The following is an 18,906-nucleotide window of genomic DNA, read 5'->3' as shown; positions in this document are numbered from 1 at the left end:
CATCATGCATCTTGTGGTCTCTATCGCGCCAGAATCTTAAATTCGGTACGGCGGTTCTGCTGGTGCATGTCTTCTGAGCATGATACACCATCGGCACAGTTATTAATCAGCTGGGTTTCGCCATAACCTTTTGATTCTAACCTTGCACGCTCTATACCTTTTGCTACCAGATAATCCACTGCTGATTTAGCTCTAAGTTCCGACAGCATCTGGTTGTAGTAGTTTGTCTGGCGGCTATCGGTGTGTGAGCTCAGCTCAATTCTGATATGCGGGTTATCTTTTAATGTCTGTACCAGTTTATCCAGTTCAATGGCGGCCTGTGGGGTTAGTTCATACTTGTCCAGGTCGTAGTAGATGTTATCCAACACAATAGGTTTATTCGGAGTATCTCTGTTAAACACCATTTCTACTCTCACAGAGTCTTCTGTTTTTCGGCAGTTTGCTGGTACAGTTATAGTTTGCGTCAGGTAATTCGGCTTTGAGCCACGTATAGTGTAGGTCATTCCGCCATATACGGGAAGCATAAATGTACCATCGGCATTTGAGATAACTTCTATCGGTCTTGCATCGCTGCCAACCTCTGTTACTGTTAGCCTTACATTCCCTACAGCCAGTTCTCTCTTTTTACCCCGGTTCTGTTGGTCTGCTACAAATTCTATAGTTTTACCGGTAATGGTACACGGTATGCGGTTTTCTACAAAAGTTACCAGATCATCAAAGCCTTCTTCTGCAAACCTGCCCGACGATAACATACCTGTTTTACCATTTGCATCCATTACCAGTCCCAGGTCGTCATGCGATGTGTTAAAAGGATATTTTAGGTTTTCTACTGCGGTCCAGGCTTTAGGCGGCCCAACAGCTTTAAACAGATCCAGTCCACCCATGCCCATGTGTCCGTCTGAAGAAAAGTATAGTACGCCATCAGCTCCAAAACTAGGGAAGCTCTCGCGGCCCGGCGTATTTATCTTATTACCGGCGTTTATTGGCTGCCCCCATTCTCCGTTTGCCTGCCGCTCGCTGTAGTAAATATCTGTTTCGCCTAAACCGCCGGGCATATCCGATACAAAGTAAAGCATGGTGCCATCTGCATTTAAAGCCGGATGCCCGATAGAGAACTGGTCTGTATTGTTATACTTAAAGGCTTTTACCTTCTTCCATTTACTCCCTTTCTTAACAGCTGTATAGATACCAAGCCTGTTTATGTGCGTACCGCCTTCAGCTCCCTGAAACCAGCTGGTCGGGTCGCTGTTCTTTTTTATTTCGCGGCGAACGGCACGTGTACGGGTAAAGTATAAGGTCTTATCTTTCTCCAGGAAAACCGCTGGGCCATTGTGGTATTGGGTGTTTATTGCTGAGGGCAACGCTTCAGGTTTACCCCATGATGTATCTGATTTGGCTGGTGCAAAATACATCTGGATATAGCCATTGCCGGTCCAGGCATAACGTGCTGTTTGTGCGTCGCCTTTGCCCTGCATCCTGTCTGATGCAAAGTATAGACCATCTTTCGCTTTAAACGGGCTGAAGTCGGCTCCATCCGAGTTCAGGCTTTTCTCTTTCCACATTCTGTATGGCTTGGGGTTACGTATCCACATCATCGCCGTGTCGCAGGAAGCGGCCATTTGCTTTGCAAGGACAGCCTGGCCCGGTACGCGCTTGCTATACTCCAGGAACAGTTGTTTTGCCTTTCCATAGTTACCGTTCCGTTTCGCCGACTCAGCATACAGGAAATAAACGGATGGGTCGGCGCCGGCAAATGTGATTACCTGCGCGTACCAGAACTCCGCTTCTTTACTGTTGTTCAGGATGCGGTAGATATCGGCAATGCGTTGCACTACCTTTAAGCTCGGCTCGCCCTGGTCCAGAATAGCTTTATACTCATCCAGCGCCAGGCTAAACTCAAACTCGTTAAAATGTTTATCAGCCTGCTGTGTATCCTGCGCTTTTGCTACTTGGGCAAAAGCAAGCATAACACCAAGTAAAATAAGCGACAGGCAATACTTGCGGGTAATCTGGTATATCATAAGTTACGCGGCGTAATGGTGCGTCCGTTTTGTTTTCGGAAGATCGAGTAGCCCAAAGATACTTCATGCGATGAATATTCACGAAGCTTTGTAAGGCTTATGTCGTAAGAATAACCAATCCTAAATTTAGGCGTGGCATACACCTGTGCCATAAGTGCCCAGGCATTCCGTTTCCTGATTTCACTCATGTCTACTTTTGTAAACACGGGCACGGCAGTACGGTAAGAGCCACCCAGCCATAACTTGTTATACAGCAACAGAAAAGCGTTCAGATCGAGGTTGGCTGGCCCTTTAAAATCATGCTTTATCAGGAAGCTTGGCTTCAGGTGCACATAAGCCCCCAAATCAAACATGTACCCTGAGGAAAGAAAGTAATGCCGGCGTGGAGTTGCTATAATGGTGTTATTATCCTTAAAAGGAATAAGGTTAGCAGCTGATAAACCTGCATAGTAGCGCTCCGTGTTAAAGAAGATACCGATCTTGGCATCCGGAAGAATCTGTGTTTCCCGGCCTTCGGGTATGGCTACATCCGGCAGGTCGTCTCCGGCATTAAGTTTTGTCCCGTCCAGGGTATACTGAGCAACGCCTCCTGCAATACCAAACGACAGGCGGGCCGTACGGCTCAGGTTTACGCGTGTGGCAATATTGGCATATAAGCCCGTCTGGCTTTGCGCCCCGATCATGTCGTTCATTAAGTGTACACCCCACCCCATGCGGTCATTTTTCATGGGTCCGTCCACGCTTAGTGTTTGGGTAGTTGGGGCGCCCTCCAGTCCGGTCCATTGGGAACGGTAAGTAGCATTAATATTAAGAATGTCTTTACTGCCGGAGTAGGCAGGATTGATCACGAGTTCGTTAAAGATGTACTGGCTATACTGCGGCGCCTGCTGTGCAACCGCCTGCTGCATAACCAGCGCAACAAGTAACGTGAGTAATAAGGGTAGACTTGTTTTCATGGGGGCTTAGGTGTTTATCTTACAATCATCACGTAACCTTTCAGCATTCTATCGGTGCCATCGCAAAGCTTCACGCGGGCAACGTAGTAATAAGTACCTTCGGCCAGGTTATCGCCAGTCCAGTTGTTCCGGTATGATTTTGCTTTGAATACTTCGGTTCCCCATCTGTTCAGGATCGTGATATCGTTATCCGGGAAACGCTCCAGGCTTGCAATTACCCAGGTATCGTGAACACCGTCGTTGTTAGGCGAGAACACGTTCGGCACTGTAATGATAGTTTCAGCCTTTGATTTATCTGAGATAATGGTAGTTGGCGTAGTGCCGCAGGTTCCGTTATCCGCCACTACACTTATCGCTCCGTCTTTACCGCCAGCAATAACCATGATAATGTTTGTACCCTCGCCAGCAATGATTTTCCAGCCCTCTGGCAATGTCCAGTGGTAAGAGGTAGCACCATAAACAGGATCAACCATATATTTCAGGCCTTCGCATGGCGAGCTCAGGTCTTTTATCTCGCCTATAGCGCCCATTTCTACCGGTCTTACCTGTAAGGTTGTTTTCGCACTTGATCCGCAACCGTTATTGGCCATTACTTCTATAGTTCCGCTCAGGGTGCCTGCTGTTACTGTTATCTGGTTTGTGCCCTGCCCTGTAACAATGTGCCAGTTGGCCGGCACCACCCAGGTATAAGAGGAGGCATCTTCTACTGCGCTGATGCTATACACTACATTTCTGCCAATACACGCTTCGGCTGGTCCGGAAATTACGGCTGGCTTTAATGGCGTAGTTGCTACCGGCTGTACCTTCAGTTCTGTGAATGTACTTTGGCTACAGGTATTTACTGCTTTAACTTTTACAGTACCCGGCGCGCTGGTTACGCCTACGGTTATAGTTGTAGACCCCTGACCGGCAACTAACGTCCAGCCTAATGGTATTTCCCACGCATACCCTGTTGCTCCAGGCACCGGATCTATACTATAGGTGGTGGTTGGTGTGCTGCTGCAGGCATCCATATAGCCGTTTATAGCTTTAGGAGCTGCAAGCGGAGCTGGTAATGTTACGGCAAGCACACTGTAGGCTCCCTCACCGCAATTGCTTTTTGCTGCTACTTTTATTTCGCCATTGGTAGCGCCTGCATTTACTGTAATGCTTGTTGAGCCTTGCCCTGAAACTATAGTCCAGCCGGCTGGCACGGTCCAGGTGTAATCTGTAGCTCCGGTTACCTGTGCTATACTATAAACCAGGCCATTGGTAGTGCCACATATAGCGCTGCTACCCGTTATAGTTCCGGCTTGTGGTGCGCTGTCTGTTATAGTTATTGTTTTGGTTGAGGAGGAGCTGCTGTTTCCGCAGGCGTTGGTTGCTGTTACTGTTACCTGGCCTGTTGCAGTTCCGGCTTTTACGGTTATAGCTGTCGTTCCCTGACCGCCTGTTATTGTCCAGCCCTGTGGTACTACCCATGTATAACTTACGGCCCCGCTTACCGGTGCAATGCTATAGTTCTGGGTACTACCTGAACAGCCGGTTGCGTTGCCGTTTATGGCTCCCGGGCTTGCCGGTATAGTTGCGTTAATCTCTACTGCCTTGGTTACTGTTACAAATCCACAGTCATTCGCTGCTGTCAGTTTCACATCTCCTGAAGCGGCGCCGGCTTTTACAGTTACAGTGGTAGTGCCCTGACCCGAAACGATAGACCAGCCTGCCGGTACTTCCCAGGTATATTTTGAAACGTTTGTTCCGGCCGGCACTGTAAAGGTCGAGTTACCGCCCACGCAAGCCGCTGCTGTTCCGCTTATGCCGGTTACGCCGGTTACGGCTCCCGAAATAGAAGAAACTGCTAACATAGACGCTTCCCCGGTTCCGCAACCATTGCTCGCCGTAACGCTAATGTTTCCTGCTGCTGATCCTGTTTTTACTACGATGGTGTTGTTGTTCTGCGATACGATCGTCCAGCCGGCTGGTACGGTCCAGGTATAGCTGGTAGCGCCTGAAACTGGAGGCACAGTATAAGTCTGCTCTTTGCCAACGCAAGCTGCTGTTGTTCCGGTTATAGTTCCCGGCTTAACTGGCGCCGATTGTGTGATGACCGCTGTAATCTGGGCCGGGCTGGTATTGCCGCAGGCATTTTTCGCAATAACAGAGATGGTTGTCCCGGTTGTTCCTGCTGTAAGTATTACACTTGTTGTACCCTGACCTGAAACGATCGTCCAGCCCGGAGCGCTCCACTCGTAAGAAGTGGCACCTGCTACCGCTGCTATACTATAGCTTAAATTTGCCTGGTTGCCGCATACCGTTGCCGGGCCTGTTATAGCTCCCGGAGCCGTTGGCGCTTCTGTCGATACTTTTACAGCTTTTATAGTTGCCGAACCGGTACCGCAATCGTTCGTCGCTTTTACAGTTACATTGCCGTTGCTGGCGCCTGCTGTTACTTTTATAGTTGTCGTGCCCTGACCTGAAACAATTGTCCAGCCGGTTGGCACCGTCCAGGTGTAGTCGGTTACTCCTGTAATGGCTGCAACGCTATAGGTTAGTCCTGTCTGGCTCTTACAAGCTTCATCCGGACCAGTAATTGCCGCAGGAGCAGCTGGTAATGTAACCTGTGGCTGCACATTCAGAGAAGTTGCCGGACTATCGCCGCAACCACCTTTTGTTTTTACGGAGATTGTACCCGGCTCCGTGCTTACTTTAACAGTTATAGTGGTAGTGCCTTGTCCGCTAACTATAGTCCAGCCTGCCGGAACTGACCAGGTATAGCCCTGCGCACCAGCCACCGGATCAACCGTGTAAGTTGCTGTTTGAGTCGCGCAACCATACGCCGTACCTTTTATAGCAGTTGGTGCCGCCGGAAGCTGATCTGTAACTGCTACTGCTTTTGTGCTGCTGCTTGCGTTGCCACATGCGTTTTTAGCCGTTACGGTTATAGTTGTATTGGCTGTACCCGCTGTTACTGTAATGCTTGTTGTACCCTGACCACTAACTATAGTCCATCCCGGAGCAGTCCAGGTATAAGATGTTGCTCCCGCTACCGCCGCGATACTATACGTCAGGCTGTTCTGATTTTTACATACTGTCGGATTACCATTGATCGCACCCGGATTTGCCGGAGCCTCCGTAGATACTTTTACAGCTTTTATAGTTGCCGCGCTGGTGCCGCAATCGTTAGTAGCTGTTACTGATATATTGCCTGCCGCAGCTCCTGCATTTACAGTGATAGAAGTTGTTCCCTGGCCACTAACGATCGTCCAGCCCGTTGGTACTGCCCAAGTATAAGTTGATACACCCGCTATGGCAGCTATACTATAGGTAACTCCTGTTTGGCTGGCACATACGTCATCCGTTCCATTAATGGCAGCTGGTGCATTCGGCAAGGTTACTTGTGGCTGCACGTTTAAAGTTGTCGCCGGGCCTTCACCGCAATTTCCTTTTGCTTTTACCGAGATGGTACCTGCTGTAGAACTTGCTTTTACAGTTATAGTTGTAGTTCCCTGCCCGCTTTGGATTACCCAACCTGCAGGTACTGTCCAGCTATAACTTTCGGCGCCATTAACTGGATCGATTGAATAAATTGCATTTAAGTTGGCGCAACCGTAAGGAGTACCTTTAATAGCAGTTGGCGCTGCCGGAACCTCGTTTGTCACCTGAACCAGTTTGGTGCTACTGCTTGTAACGCCGCAGGCGTTTTTGGCCGTTACTTTTATAGTTGTGTTGGCTGTACCCGCTGTTACTGTGATCTTTGTTGTACCCTGACCTGAAACGATCGTCCAGCCCGGAGCAGTCCACTCGTACGAGGTGGCACCTGCTACATCAGCAATAATATAAGTTACATTTGCCTGGGAAATACACACCGTAGCAAATCCTGAGATAGCCCCCGGATTTGCCGGTGCCTCCGTAGATACTTTTACCGCTTTTATAGTTGCCGCGCTGGTACCACAATCGTTTGTAGCTGTTACTGTGATGTTACCGTTTGTGCTGCCTGCTGTTACTTTTATAGTTGTAGTGCCCTGACCAGAAATGATTGCCCAGCCGGTTGGAACGGTCCAGGTATAGCTGGAAACACCGATTACTGCGGTTACACTATAGGTTAGCCCTGTCTGGCTCAAACAAACCTCATCCGGACCAGCAATGGAAGCTGGCGCAGTTGGCAGGGTTACCTGAGGCTGCACATTCAATGTTTTAGCCGGGCTTTCGCCACAAGTACCTACTGCTTTCACGGAAATCGTACCTGCCCCTGTTCCTACTTTTACGGTTATAGTTGTGGTTCCCTGCCCTGAAGTGATCGTCCAACCTGTTGGCACTGCCCAGGTGTAGCTTTGCGCGCCGGCTACAGGATCAATGGTATAAGTTGCAGTTGTAGTCGCACAACCATATGGAGTTCCCTTTATAGCTGTTGGCGCAGACGGGGCCGTATCTGTTATCTGTACATCTTTAGAACTGTTCCCGTTAGAGCCGCAATCGTTTAGGGCAACTACCGTAATTTTACCACCAGTCTTGCCGGCAGTTACAGTTATAGTTGGAGTGTTTTGTCCGCTAACTATAGTCCAGCCCGCAGGTACGGTCCAGGTGTAGCCTTTTGCATTTGGTACGGCATCTATACTATACACATTTCCTGCTGTGCTCACACAAACTGCATCTGCACCTTTTATCACTCCCGGCGCCAATGGTGGATTTTCTACCGGAGTTACAATTAGTTTTTGTGCCTCGCTGTCGCCGCAGTCATTCGTAGCTTTAACCGTTACATCACCGGCCTGTGCAGTTGGTTTTACAGTTATAGTTGATGTTCCTTGTCCGCTCAAGATCGTCCAGCCAGCTGGTACGGTCCAGGTATAGCTGCTTGCGTTTGGTACGTTCGTGATTTTGTAGGTGGCGGATGCTACGGTAGAACAAACGGCAGAAGGGCCACTGATGGCCCCTGGTTTATTTGGCACTTTCAGCACCGGCGTAACCTCTAAGATACTTGGCTCACCGTCACCGCAAATGTTATAGGCCGATACACTCAGTTTTTTTGTTGTGGCGTCGCCGTCGGTAGTTACAACTATAGATGTTCCGTTGTCTTTTACCATGGTCCAGCCGGTTGGCAGTGTCCAGTGGTAACCAAGCGCACCCGGCACAGGTGCAATGCTATAGGTAGTGGCTTTACCGGAACATAACTCCAGTGTACCGCTTATTGGACCTGGCTTCTGCGGCACATCTTGCACAACCTCAACTGTAAGCCTGCTTGGCGGGCTGGCACCGCAAATGTTATTTACTGTTACCGAAATAGTGCCTGCCGTATTTCCAACCCTTACTGTTATCTCAGCTGAGTTTCTGTTTCCAGCGGTTATCACCCAATCCGAAGGCATTGACCATGTATAGGTAGCACCCGCTATCTGCTTTATGTTATAGGTATTGGTACTGCCAGCACAAACTGCTGTAGGACCTTGTATTTGCCCGGCATCCGAAAGCACCACGCAAATATCTGCATCCGATTTATTGTTGGTCAGGTTCTCGTCTACCGTAGAGCCGGCTACAGTTGCCGTGTTCACAATGTAGCCAGCCATTGTGGTTCGGGCCTTTATAGTCAGGGTCTGCACTTCGCCTACTTTCAGCTCGTCTAAAATCCAGAGCCCAAAAGTTGGTTCGTAAGAAGTGCCTGCTTTGGAGGAGGTGGAAGAAATATAGCTAAGGCCGGCAGGCAGCACATCCCGGATCATCACCGATTCGTCGTCTACCGGGCCCAGGTTCTTCACTACTATTTTAAAAGTGACCGTATCGCCTACAGCGTATTTTTGTGACGGAGAGGCTGCAACTTTGGTTTTTGTAATGTTAAGGTCGGTTGGCAATGACAGGATGTTATTGCTCAGGTACACCACATCGTTAATGCTCATCACACGGCCAAGCACTGCAGCATCATCCTGCACGCGTATCGTTCTTTTGGCAACCAGGTTTCCTTTTAGGTAAGCACCTGTACCTATAGTTGCATCCTGCTCAACCAACCACAGCACGTTATCTACCTTAGCGCCATTTATAAGCGCAATAGTCACGTTATCGCTGACCTGCAGGTTGTTGCTGATCTGGAAAATAAAGGTAGCGTTCGGGTCGTAGTTGGCATCCAGCACAATTGGGCCTGCTATAGTTGCCGAACCATTTATTTTGTAAACACCGGCAGTAAAAAGCTGGTCGCCGATCGTGTTCGGGAGCGTTTGAGTAGCAGGCTTCTGAGAATAGGTGGTGTAAGCGGTCGAAAGATCGGAAAGGGCGGTAAGTGAGACAGAGTTGTTGATGTGTATAACACCTTTTATGCTACCCTGTGCGAAACCGGCAAGCTGGGCGCCCGTACCCACACCTACATTACCCTGAACAATAGTGCTACCATTGTTCTCAATTTTTTTATTGGCAAGTATATTAAACGCAGCAGCAGAGCCCAACGAAAGGCCCTGCGCCAAAGCACTGGCAATAACACTGAAGAAGACGACCGCAAGCAGTAGTACCTTCTTTACTGAGCTCCCCATTTAGTAAAAAGTAAATGTTTTACAATAGGACTGATTAAGTTTGTAGATAGATTGTATTTTAACAGCAATTGCTAACTTTGTTCCCATGCGATTCCGGGGCTTGCCATTTACCATGTTTTCGCCCCTTCATCCAACAGCTCATTCTTCTCAAGTGCTTGTTCTCAGAAAGTTACATCCAATTTTCAAATATCGTTCATAGGCTAGTAATTATATTAGATAAATGCAAAATTAAGCATTCATTATAATATAACAAGCCAGTTATCAGGGCACATAGATGTACACTAATATAAGAAAATTATAAATACACGCAAACCTCCTGATACTGAATATTATAAAAATCGTAGAATTTGTCCGGCTTCAGCCTTTCGGAAGTGTGCAATTATCTGGTCGGCTTATTGAGGAAGTGAGTCAATAAAAAAGGCGCAACCTGCGCTGCGCCTCTAAAAGTTTATAGTTGTAATTTACGGACATTCTACCAGATCCATTGCGGGCAAAGCACACGCCTGTTGTTAAGTAATTTAAAGCCAACCACAACCTCATGCGTGCCGGCACTTACCTGGTTAAGGTTAGAGGTGGTAGCGTCGTAGGAGTACGAGATATCGAGCAGCGGGCTCACGTACACACCTACCATGCCAACTATAGCATCGTTGTGGCGGTAAGCAGCCCCAACCCAGAAGCGCTCATCGTATATAGTTCGCAGACTTACATCTACAGAAGTTGGGCTGGGGCTCGCCATTTTCACCATCACAGATGGTATCACATCCAGGGTGGCGGTAGGCTCAAAACGGTAGCTGGCTGTAGCAAAATAATGGCGTTGCAGGTCCAAAGCGGCACGTTCTTCCTCAGCGGCCGTAAAGCTGCCCACATTCTCGAGCAACTGGGCACCAGCTACACCGATCGAGAAATTGCGCGAATAGATCCAGAGTCCCAGGTTCAGGTCTACCACATTGTTGTTCAGGCCACCGCCACCTATCAGCGGGTCGTTGTTGTTCCCAAACTCCAGGTCACTGGCATTTATACTGTTCCGGATTATCCCTACAGAAGTACCTCCCGAAACATTAATCGAATTTGTGATTGGCAAATGGTAGGCGTAAGAAAAAGACACCCCGGTTCGGCGCAGCGGCCCGGTTTTATCGGTATGAAAAGTAGCTCCTATGCCGTGGTGTGCTAGTGCCCTATGGTACTGTGTACTTCCGGCACCTTTGTTCAGTGGGGTATGCGCAGTCAGGTAATAGGTAACCGGGGCACCATCTAACCCAACCCATTGCCGGCGGTTGCTTATGCGTATATCAGCATAATTTTCAATACCTGTAATGGCAGGGTTCAGGATATAGTTGTTCAGCATGTACTGGCTATACTGTGGCCGTTGCTGCGCGGCTGTCTGCTGCACACTTATCACCAAAAAAAACAGCAGCAGGTATAGATATAATACTCTCATAATTAACGGATAATGGTGACGTTGCCCGAAATAGGTTGATCAGACTTATTCAGGTAGATCATGTAATAGTAGGTTGCCACCGGCAGGTCTTCGCCGTTCAGGGTTCCATCCCATGGAGTGCCATAACCATTAGAGGAAAATACCAGGTTACCCCAGCGGTTATAAATCTCCACACGCACATCAGGGTAGTTCTCGATGTTCTTGATTTCCCATACCTCATTTACCGTGTCGCGGTGGTTAGGCGTAAACGCATTAGGTATTACAAGGGCAGGAATAACTGTTATAGTTACTTCGTCGGTAGCCGTACAGCCTTCTCCGGTGCTCACAGTTACCCTGTAGGTGGTGGTCTCGTTTGGCCTTGCAACAGGGTTGGCAATTTTCGGGTTGCTCAGGCCTTCAGCTGGTTCCCATAAATAGGTATCACCTCCGGTAGCACGCAACTCTATTGTTCTGCCTTGTATGATGGTTGCGTCAGGGCCGGCATCTGCCACAGGGTCAACTATAGCTACATTTACCGAAGTACGGGTTGCACTGGAGCAGCCGTTTATATTAACCGCCTCCACATAATAGGTAGTTGGTTGGGTTAAATTTGGCGTCTTGAAAATGGGTCCTTCAAACACCGGTTCGCCACCTGTAGCATCCGTAAACCATTGGTAAATTCCACCATTCGCATTCTGCACTGTTAAGGTCGTCGATCCGCCCGGACAGGTGGTAGCATCGCGCACCGTGAGTATTGGCGGTGACGGCCGTGGGTTAACGGTTATGAGTACAGCCTCAGAAGTAGATTTACATCCCCGCGAATCTACCACTCTTCTGAACCAGGTATCTTGTGTGAGCGCCTGTGGTGTATAGTTTGCCGCCGTGTTGGTGCCCGGTGCAGATCCAAAACCCGTGTCCGGACCTGAAATGCTGCTCTGCCACAAATACGTATAGGTACCACTTCCGCCAATAGGGGTCGTACCCGTTAATGCCTCCGGTACTTCGCCAGCGCAGATAGTTTGTGGGGAGCTAACACTGTTATTGGCAACGCCCTGGTTTACGGTTATCAGTATGGCCTCGCTCACATCAGCTTCACAACCTTCCGAGGTTACTGTTCTCCGGAACCAGGTATTCACGCCGAGGTTGCCCGGGGTATAACTTTGCCCGTTGTTGGTGCCGGCAGCTGCCGCAAAACCTGTAGTTGCACTGGTAATACTGCTCTCCCAAAGGTAAGTATAAGTACCTGTTCCGCCGGTTGGCGCAGAACCTGTGAGTGGGGCTGGCGGATTACCGGCACACACTGTTTGCGCTGCAGTAATTGTATTGTTATCCAAAGGTGGAACGATATCGATCATCACAGGCTCTGAGAAAACCACGCAGCCTGCAGAGGTTACCACTCTTCTGAACCACGATGCCTGCGAAAGCATGCCCGGGCTATAGTTCTCGCTGGTGTTATTGCCTGGTGCATCCACAAAACCTGTTGCCGGACCTTCGGTGCTTACCTGCCATTTAAAGGTATAGCCTGCACCATCGCCACCTGTAACCCGCGAACCAACCAGTGGCTCCGGTGTCTGTCCCGCACAAATATCCTGCGACTCCGAAATAGTGTTGTTCTGGATCTTAGGTACGGCATTCACCAACACCACATTACTGGTATCCGGTGAGCAGCTGGCAACGGATATTAACCTGCGGAACCAGGTACGCTGGCTCAACGGCTGCGGGGTATAGTTTACATCGTTGTTAACGCCTGCTGCCGGCACAAATCCTGCATCCGGGCCCGATGTACTGCTTAACCAAGTGAAAATATAGCCGCCGCCTGTTCCACCGCTTGGTGTACTTCCTGTTAACGGAGCCGGTCCGTCGCCCTGGCAAAGGCTCTGATCACCTTGTATGATATTGTTTGCCAGAGGTGGCACTACAGTCACTTTTACAGGTACGCGTGCGCTCGGGCAATCATCCTCCCCAATGCTTTCTATGCTAAAAGTGGTAGTTTGTGTGATGCTGGTTGTCCTAAAGTTTGGCCCTGTAAGCAGTAGGGTTCCCTGATCATCATAAAAATTATAGTTGCCGCTACCGCCGGAAGGTTCCAGCAATACCGAATCACCGCTACAAACGGTAATGTCCTGTATAGTTGGCGCTTCGGGAACCGGCAATACGGTTATGCGCTGCACCATCGGGAACGTTCCGGCAAGCTCTTCGGAAGAGCCACATTCATTCTCGACGACGAGTGAGACCTCGTGCACTCCTTCTTCTGTAAAGCGTATGGTCTGGTTTTGCCCGCTGAGTGTGCGCTTTGCACCCGTCGGCCCGACTACCGTCCAGACGGCACTCTTTATCTTGCCCAGGTTCGGGTCTATAAATACGTTTCCAGTTCCGGGTATAGCGCCGGTAGTATATTTAAAGTCTATCGGTCCGCAGGAAACGGTGTCGGGAGGGAGCTGCACCTGTGGCCAGCCAACTATAACCGACTGCGAAGTCGTGTCATCGTCGCAACCATTCTCAACTATAAGTTCTATCTGGTAGATCCCGCTTTCAGTAAACAACAAGGAAAGGGTATCCTGGTCCAGGCCACCAAATTCAATTGTAAAACCTGTGGTAGGTTGTATGGTCCATTTATAGGTTAAGTTGCCGCCAGTAGAACTATCGCCCAGCGAAACTATTACCGGCAAACACGACGATGGCGTAGCTGCAGGCTGCTTGTTCAGTATAAAATTAGCTTTAGGTTCTTTACTGACACTATAGTTCTGGGTAAATACAAACTCGCAGCCATTACTAGCCACAGCCCTTATCGTTATCGGAAAGTCGCCCACTTTGGTGTAGGCATTCGGGTTACTGATCGGGAACTCGTTGCGGGTATACTGTACATCAGGTCCGCCATCTCCCCAGTTTACAATATACGTTCTGATATCTGATAAATAAGGCTCTGCGGTGCCGTTCTCGATGTACGCAAACACTTCAATTTCATCATCTTCTACCGTGTCTGGCAAACAGGTCTGGAAATTGGAAGAATCTGTAAAAACAGCTTCGGGCATGCGGGCTACACGCACCTGCTGCGTTACGGTATCAGACTGGCAACCTTGTGCACTTGTAGCCAGCACCTTTACATTATAGGTGGCAAAGTTTATCCCTTTATCGTTGAAAGTATGGCCTACCGAATCGCCTTTTGCCGAGCTGCCGTCTCCGAAGATCCAGGTATAGAAAATGTCGGGCTGCGGCGCGTTTACCTCAAATGCCAGTGGCGTGCCGGCACATTGGGTAGTAGTGGGCGTTACCAGGAAATTAGGGTTGGCAGGCTTTGGCGATACTGTTATAGGAAAAACTGCTGAAGTAGTAGCCTGGCAGGTAGCTCCGGAAACCTGAACCGAGTAATCGCCGGCAACACTTACCGAGATAGTTGCCCCGGTTGCACCGGCTATAGGAGCATTATTAAAAAACCATTGCCAGCTGGTTATCTGATTAGATGAAACAGCACGCAGCGTTACCGACTCGCCCTGGCAAAGCGACGAAGAACCTTCCGCATCTATAGTTACCTGGCACGGCGGGGTTGTCTGTGCTACTGCCACATTAGTGAGCAACAGGCACAGGAAAAGCAGCGGATAGAATATGTGCTTTATCAGAGGTAAGCGCATCAAGTCAGTATTAAAAGGGTGAACCACCAGCTATACCACTGCCCGGGCAATGGTCAGCCACCGTTAGTGTATATTTTTCCAGCAGTTACCACCAGGCAACGCCTAGGAGCTCGTACATGGTAAGACTTTAGAAATTATAGTTTCAGCTAAACTCCATGTTACAGCCGCGGCCAAAAAGGCAGATGCGCAACTATAACAACCTCTATATCAACAGATAACAAAGATTGATTAAGCTTCCTTTCTTATAAAACGCACTTAAAAATCACCGGAAATGGGTAAGAGGGTAATTAAATAACCGGCGTACAGCATATAAACGCAAAAAGGCCCTGCAGGTTAGCTGCAGGGCCTTAGGTAAGTATAAATTTATAACGTTATTTTGTTAACAGCACTTTACGCACCACTTTCAGCTGCTTTGCCTGTAGCTGTACCACATATAAACCAGCCGGAAGCTTGCTCAGGTCTATTTCCAGTTTATCCTGCAATACCGGTATTGTAGCACGATAAACCACACTGCCCAACAGATTTGTAATTACAATTTCTGCCTGTTGCAATGGCTTTTCTGTAGAGATGCTGAATTTACCGGGAGCCGGGTTTGGAGCTACTATTACACCAAGGGCAATTTCGTCCTCGATGCCGGTTGGCTGCACAGTTGCCTGCACTGCATCCGACATTACAGAGTAGCAACCAGCTTCATTCTTCACACGAACGGTGTAGCTGCCAGCTTCGGTTATAGTTATTGTTTGTGTAGTTGCACCTGCTATAGTTACGCCATCTTTCGCCCACTCGTAAACCGAGCCTGCCACACTTGCAGTAAGCTGATTTGCTTCCTGGGTTATAGTTGGTTTAGATGGAGCTGCATTTACAGTAACTGTAACTTTGGTACGAGGACCTGCACAACCTGCCGGGCTCACAGCTTCTACATAATAAGACTTCGTTTCACTAAGTTGGCTTATCATATAAGTTAAGCCTACCGCAAGTGTGTTACTTCCAGTTTCATCAGCAAACCACTTGTAGATATAGGATGGATCAGCATCGGTTACCTGTAGTGTTGCGGTCTGGCCCGAACAAATTGCTACAGTTTTGGCAATAGGCGCCGCCGGAACCGCATACACAGTAATTCTTATAGCCTCACTTATGCTTTCGCCACATGACCCTGAAGTTACTTTTCTGCGGATGAATGTGGTTACATTCAATGCTTCTGAGCTATAGTTCTGACCATTGTTAACACCTGCAGCCGGTATAAAGTTGGCTCCATCGGTACTGGTTTGCCACTGGTACGTGTACGTTCCGTTTCCGCCGGTTGGAACAGAGCCAGTTATAGTTACCTGATCAACGCAAACTGCTTGTGGCCCATTAACTGTGTTACCTGTTACAACTGTTTCTATCGTTACTGACAGGTTTGCTGCAGGGCTTTCCCCGCAGTTGTTGGCTACTTTTAAAGTTACATTGCCGGCCGTATTACCAGAAGTTACCGTTAATTGTGCTGTATTAGCGCCAGCAACTATAGTCCAGCCTTCCGGCACACTCCAGGTATAGTTTGTCACACCTTCCTGAGCAGTTGCTGTATATGTTACAGTCTCGCCGGCACAAACTACATTTTTGCCTGCTATAGTTGCGGCCTCAGGCGCTTTTCCGCTAACAGTTACGGTTGCTTTTGTACGAGTGCTCGCTGTGCCATCAAAATTTACTGCTTCTACATAGTAAGAAGTAGTAGCCGTAAGTGGTCCTGTAACAATTGTAGCACCTCGACCCCATGGACTATTAGTCGTTTCTGATTGATACCAATAGTAAATCACTTTCGGATCCAGATTAGACACTTCTAACGTGGCAGACTCGCCGGAGCAGATAGTAACATCAGAAACAATAGGCGCCGGTACTGTTACAGCTTCTACTATAACAGTTACTTCATCTGTAGAGGTACAGCCATCTTTAGCAGCAGTTACCGTGTAAACATAAGTGCCCGGTGTAGTAAGTGTGGCAAGCGGAGCAGCTAAGGTAGCATCAGATAAACCTGCTGCCGGCGACCAGCTATAAGTATAGCCTGTTTCTGCAGTCGCACCAATCATAACCGACTGACCAGTAGCTATTACTTTATCTTCGCCGGCGTGGCCTTCTAAGGCTAAGTTATCACAATCTGCAGGAGCAGAAGCTGCCGCATATAAAGCAACATCTTCTACATTCCAGATTTCGTTGGATGCGTTCGTTTTGATTCCAAGCTTTACCTTAACTGATGTCGTACCGTTTGGTATAGATACTTGTAGTTTTGATGGAGCTTGATCATCTGGTAACACTTTGCCGTTAACAAGTGATTCTGTAAATACTTTCTCTACCGGAGTACCAGCAACTGTAGTTATAGTTGCAGTACCACTCATGCTATATCGAATTTGATTTGTAGACGAGTTACCTGTTATCCTGATATCAGGATTAGCAGAGAAATCAGTTCCATTTAATGCAACATATACTTCAAAATAATCTCCTGCATCAAAACCGTTTCCATCACTTCCAGATACAGAGGAGTTATATAGTTCAAGATATATGTCTTGTCTTCCAGCCACGCTTACTTCGCTAAAGATGACATCGCGGGTTGTAGCTGCAATCTGCAAACTAGAACCACTACGCAGGCGTTGCCCTGCTGGTAAGCCTGTATTTATATTAGAACTGCTGAAACCCGAAGTTACCACCCAGCCATCGTTTGCAGTACCGTTAAAATCCTGCATCGCGATTACATTGCCATTGCCAGTTGGTGGATTGCTAGTAGCTAATGTAGTAATAGCCAGTGTTGGGGCTGCAGCTGTTTCGTATTGGTCTCCATTAGAGCAGATCTCAAATACTTTCACGAAGTATAGGCTACCTGACTGCAAGCCTGTAATTGCGACTTCACTGTTTGTGCCACTATAGATCAGTTTGCTACCATCAGCTAAAGTTGCTGCCGTTGCATAGTTTGCTGATGCGCCAGAATAAACGGTTCCTGTCTGAGGCACAAATGCTGGAGCTTCATCTTTACGGATCACAACCAGCCTGCCATCACCAGAGCCGTTGGTCCAGGCCAGGGTAGAGCCGTTTTGTGTAGTAGTACCCGAAGTTAAACCCGTAACTGCTGTTGGTACGCCTGTACAGGCATAATCCGGGGTGGTAGCTGTTATAGTTGGGGCACTGGTTGTGTTATAGGTTTTATCAGATGCGCACGACTCGAACGCCTGCACATAGTAGGTAGTATTGGCTTTAAGACCAGTTATAGTTACTGAGCTGCCACTGTTATAATAAACGATACGCTGGCCATTGCTCTGGTCTGTTGCCAGACTATAGTCTGCATTAACACCTGCATAAGTTCCGGTAGGCATAAAGTTTACGGCGCTGCCTTCGCGCACTACTATAAGTCTTCTGTCGCCGGAGCCGTTTGTCCAGTTTATAGTTAATGATGAAGTGGTTTTCTGGGAAACAGTAAGGCTGCTGAGTTGTGTAGCAGGAGAGCAGTTAACAGGAGCAAAACCCCAGGCTTTTGCTACCAGCTCAGGATAATCGATAAAAGGGTTACGGTTGCCTTGTGCTACTTCTACACGGCGGTTACGTTCACGTTCACGATCATCTACCGGATCTTTTAAATGCCACTGGTATAAAGTGTTGATATCAGCAACTGCCGAGATTACATTCTTACCGGAATCAAAATTCTGCCCGGCGTGCATCGTGTAAAAATAGAAAACAGAACGGGCTAGATTACCTTTGTGATCTTCACGGGGCTCAAATTTACCTGGTCCATCTTCGCTGTACTCATCTATGTTAGATGTTGGGATATTAGGTTGTGAGTTAAGGCCACGCATCCACTTTGTTGTCTGGTTATCCGGGATCTCAGCAAACGGATCGCTGCCACGGTCGCTGTTCCATTGTGTTACTGTCGGGAACAAGTGGTGAATATCCGAACGCATCCGTACTGCTTCGTCGAACCACGACTGTGGAACTGTATGCTCACAGTTGATAACGCCTGCGTCGGTAGAAGTATTTGTCTCGCTATATGTTTTACTAACCTCGTAGCCTGAGTACACGCAGGTAACTTTGTTATTATAGTTATCAACGTAATTGTACATTTTGCCACGGGCGGTACTATAGTCCAGTACCTGGCGTTTACCATCGTACCAGTTAGTGCGTAGCCAGGCTTTCAGTTCTTCTCCCGATAGGTTGGAGGGTGGGGCCGATTGCGCTACAAGCTGCAGCACAGAAGTCAGTAAAATACTGACAGCGAGTAAAAACTTCTTCATGTAAAGTAACTGTGGGTTGAGGATGCGAAGTTACCTTATTAAAGAAAATATATTACGCTATTCATATATTAAGAAACTATTAACTTTCTGTATATATCAAAGTTTTATATATGATTGTCAGGAATTTATAGTTTGGGTGGGA

At 48.2% G+C, this 18,906-nt stretch carries 6 protein-coding genes; all 6 read right to left on the bottom strand.

The annotated features are described in order from the left end of the window. Positions 1-20: 20 nt before the first annotated feature. The 6 genes from KYK27_RS05965 to KYK27_RS05940 all read right to left on the bottom strand — a co-directional run bounded on the left by KYK27_RS05965 (position 21) and on the right by KYK27_RS05940 (position 18,764). Positions 21-2,021 (bottom strand): OmpA family protein, encoded by a 2,001-nt coding sequence (locus KYK27_RS05965; protein WP_233150261.1) that lies wholly within the window; start codon positions 2,019-2,021, stop codon positions 21-23. Next, positions 2,018-2,977: a type IX secretion system membrane protein PorP/SprF gene (locus tag KYK27_RS05960; protein WP_199109058.1), complete on the bottom strand. Its 960-nt coding sequence runs from the start codon at positions 2,975-2,977 to the stop codon at positions 2,018-2,020. Before KYK27_RS05960 ends, KYK27_RS05965 begins: the two co-directional genes overlap by 4 nt. A gap of 14 nt (positions 2,978-2,991) precedes the next feature. Further along, complete coding sequence (locus tag KYK27_RS05955) at positions 2,992-9,465, bottom strand: ice-binding family protein (RefSeq protein WP_199109057.1); 6,474 nt, start codon at positions 9,463-9,465, stop codon at positions 2,992-2,994. A 472-nt stretch (positions 9,466-9,937) separates the two neighbouring features. Continuing rightward, on the bottom strand, positions 9,938-10,903 hold the full coding sequence (locus KYK27_RS05950) for a type IX secretion system membrane protein PorP/SprF (RefSeq protein WP_199109056.1): 966 nt from the start codon (positions 10,901-10,903) through the stop codon (positions 9,938-9,940). 2 nt (positions 10,904-10,905) lie between these two features. Continuing rightward, the gene (locus tag KYK27_RS05945; protein ID WP_199109055.1) at positions 10,906-14,511 is read right to left on the bottom strand and encodes a gliding motility-associated C-terminal domain-containing protein; all 3,606 of its coding nucleotides are present in this window, start codon (positions 14,509-14,511) and stop codon (positions 10,906-10,908) included. Positions 14,512-14,882: 371 nt separating this feature from the next. Next, positions 14,883-18,764, bottom strand: coding sequence for an endonuclease (locus KYK27_RS05940; protein ID WP_199109054.1), 3,882 nt, complete (start codon positions 18,762-18,764; stop codon positions 14,883-14,885). Between the last annotated feature and the right edge of the window lie 142 nt (positions 18,765-18,906).

The sequence above is a fragment of the Pontibacter populi genome (assembly GCF_019336435.1).
Taxonomy (GTDB): Bacteria; Bacteroidota; Bacteroidia; order Cytophagales; family Hymenobacteraceae; genus Pontibacter; species Pontibacter humidus.
The sequence above is the reverse complement of the archived record's forward strand: the minus strand, read 5'-3'. Positions and strand labels throughout refer to the sequence as shown.

Bases quoted from the DNA above. Each gene is read 5' to 3' on its own strand.
- KYK27_RS05965 (WP_233150261.1), bottom strand. From the start codon at position 2,021: ATGATATACCAGATTACCCGCAAGTATTGCCTGTCGCTTATTTTACTT.
- KYK27_RS05960 (WP_199109058.1), bottom strand. From the start codon at position 2,977: ATGAAAACAAGTCTACCCTTATTACTCACGTTACTTGTTGCGCTGGTT.
- KYK27_RS05955 (WP_199109057.1), bottom strand. From the start codon at position 9,465: ATGGGGAGCTCAGTAAAGAAGGTACTACTGCTTGCGGTCGTCTTCTTC.
- KYK27_RS05950 (WP_199109056.1), bottom strand. From the start codon at position 10,903: ATGAGAGTATTATATCTATACCTGCTGCTGTTTTTTTTGGTGATAAGT.
- KYK27_RS05945 (WP_199109055.1), bottom strand. From the start codon at position 14,511: ATGCGCTTACCTCTGATAAAGCACATATTCTATCCGCTGCTTTTCCTG.
- KYK27_RS05940 (WP_199109054.1), bottom strand. From the start codon at position 18,764: ATGAAGAAGTTTTTACTCGCTGTCAGTATTTTACTGACTTCTGTGCTG.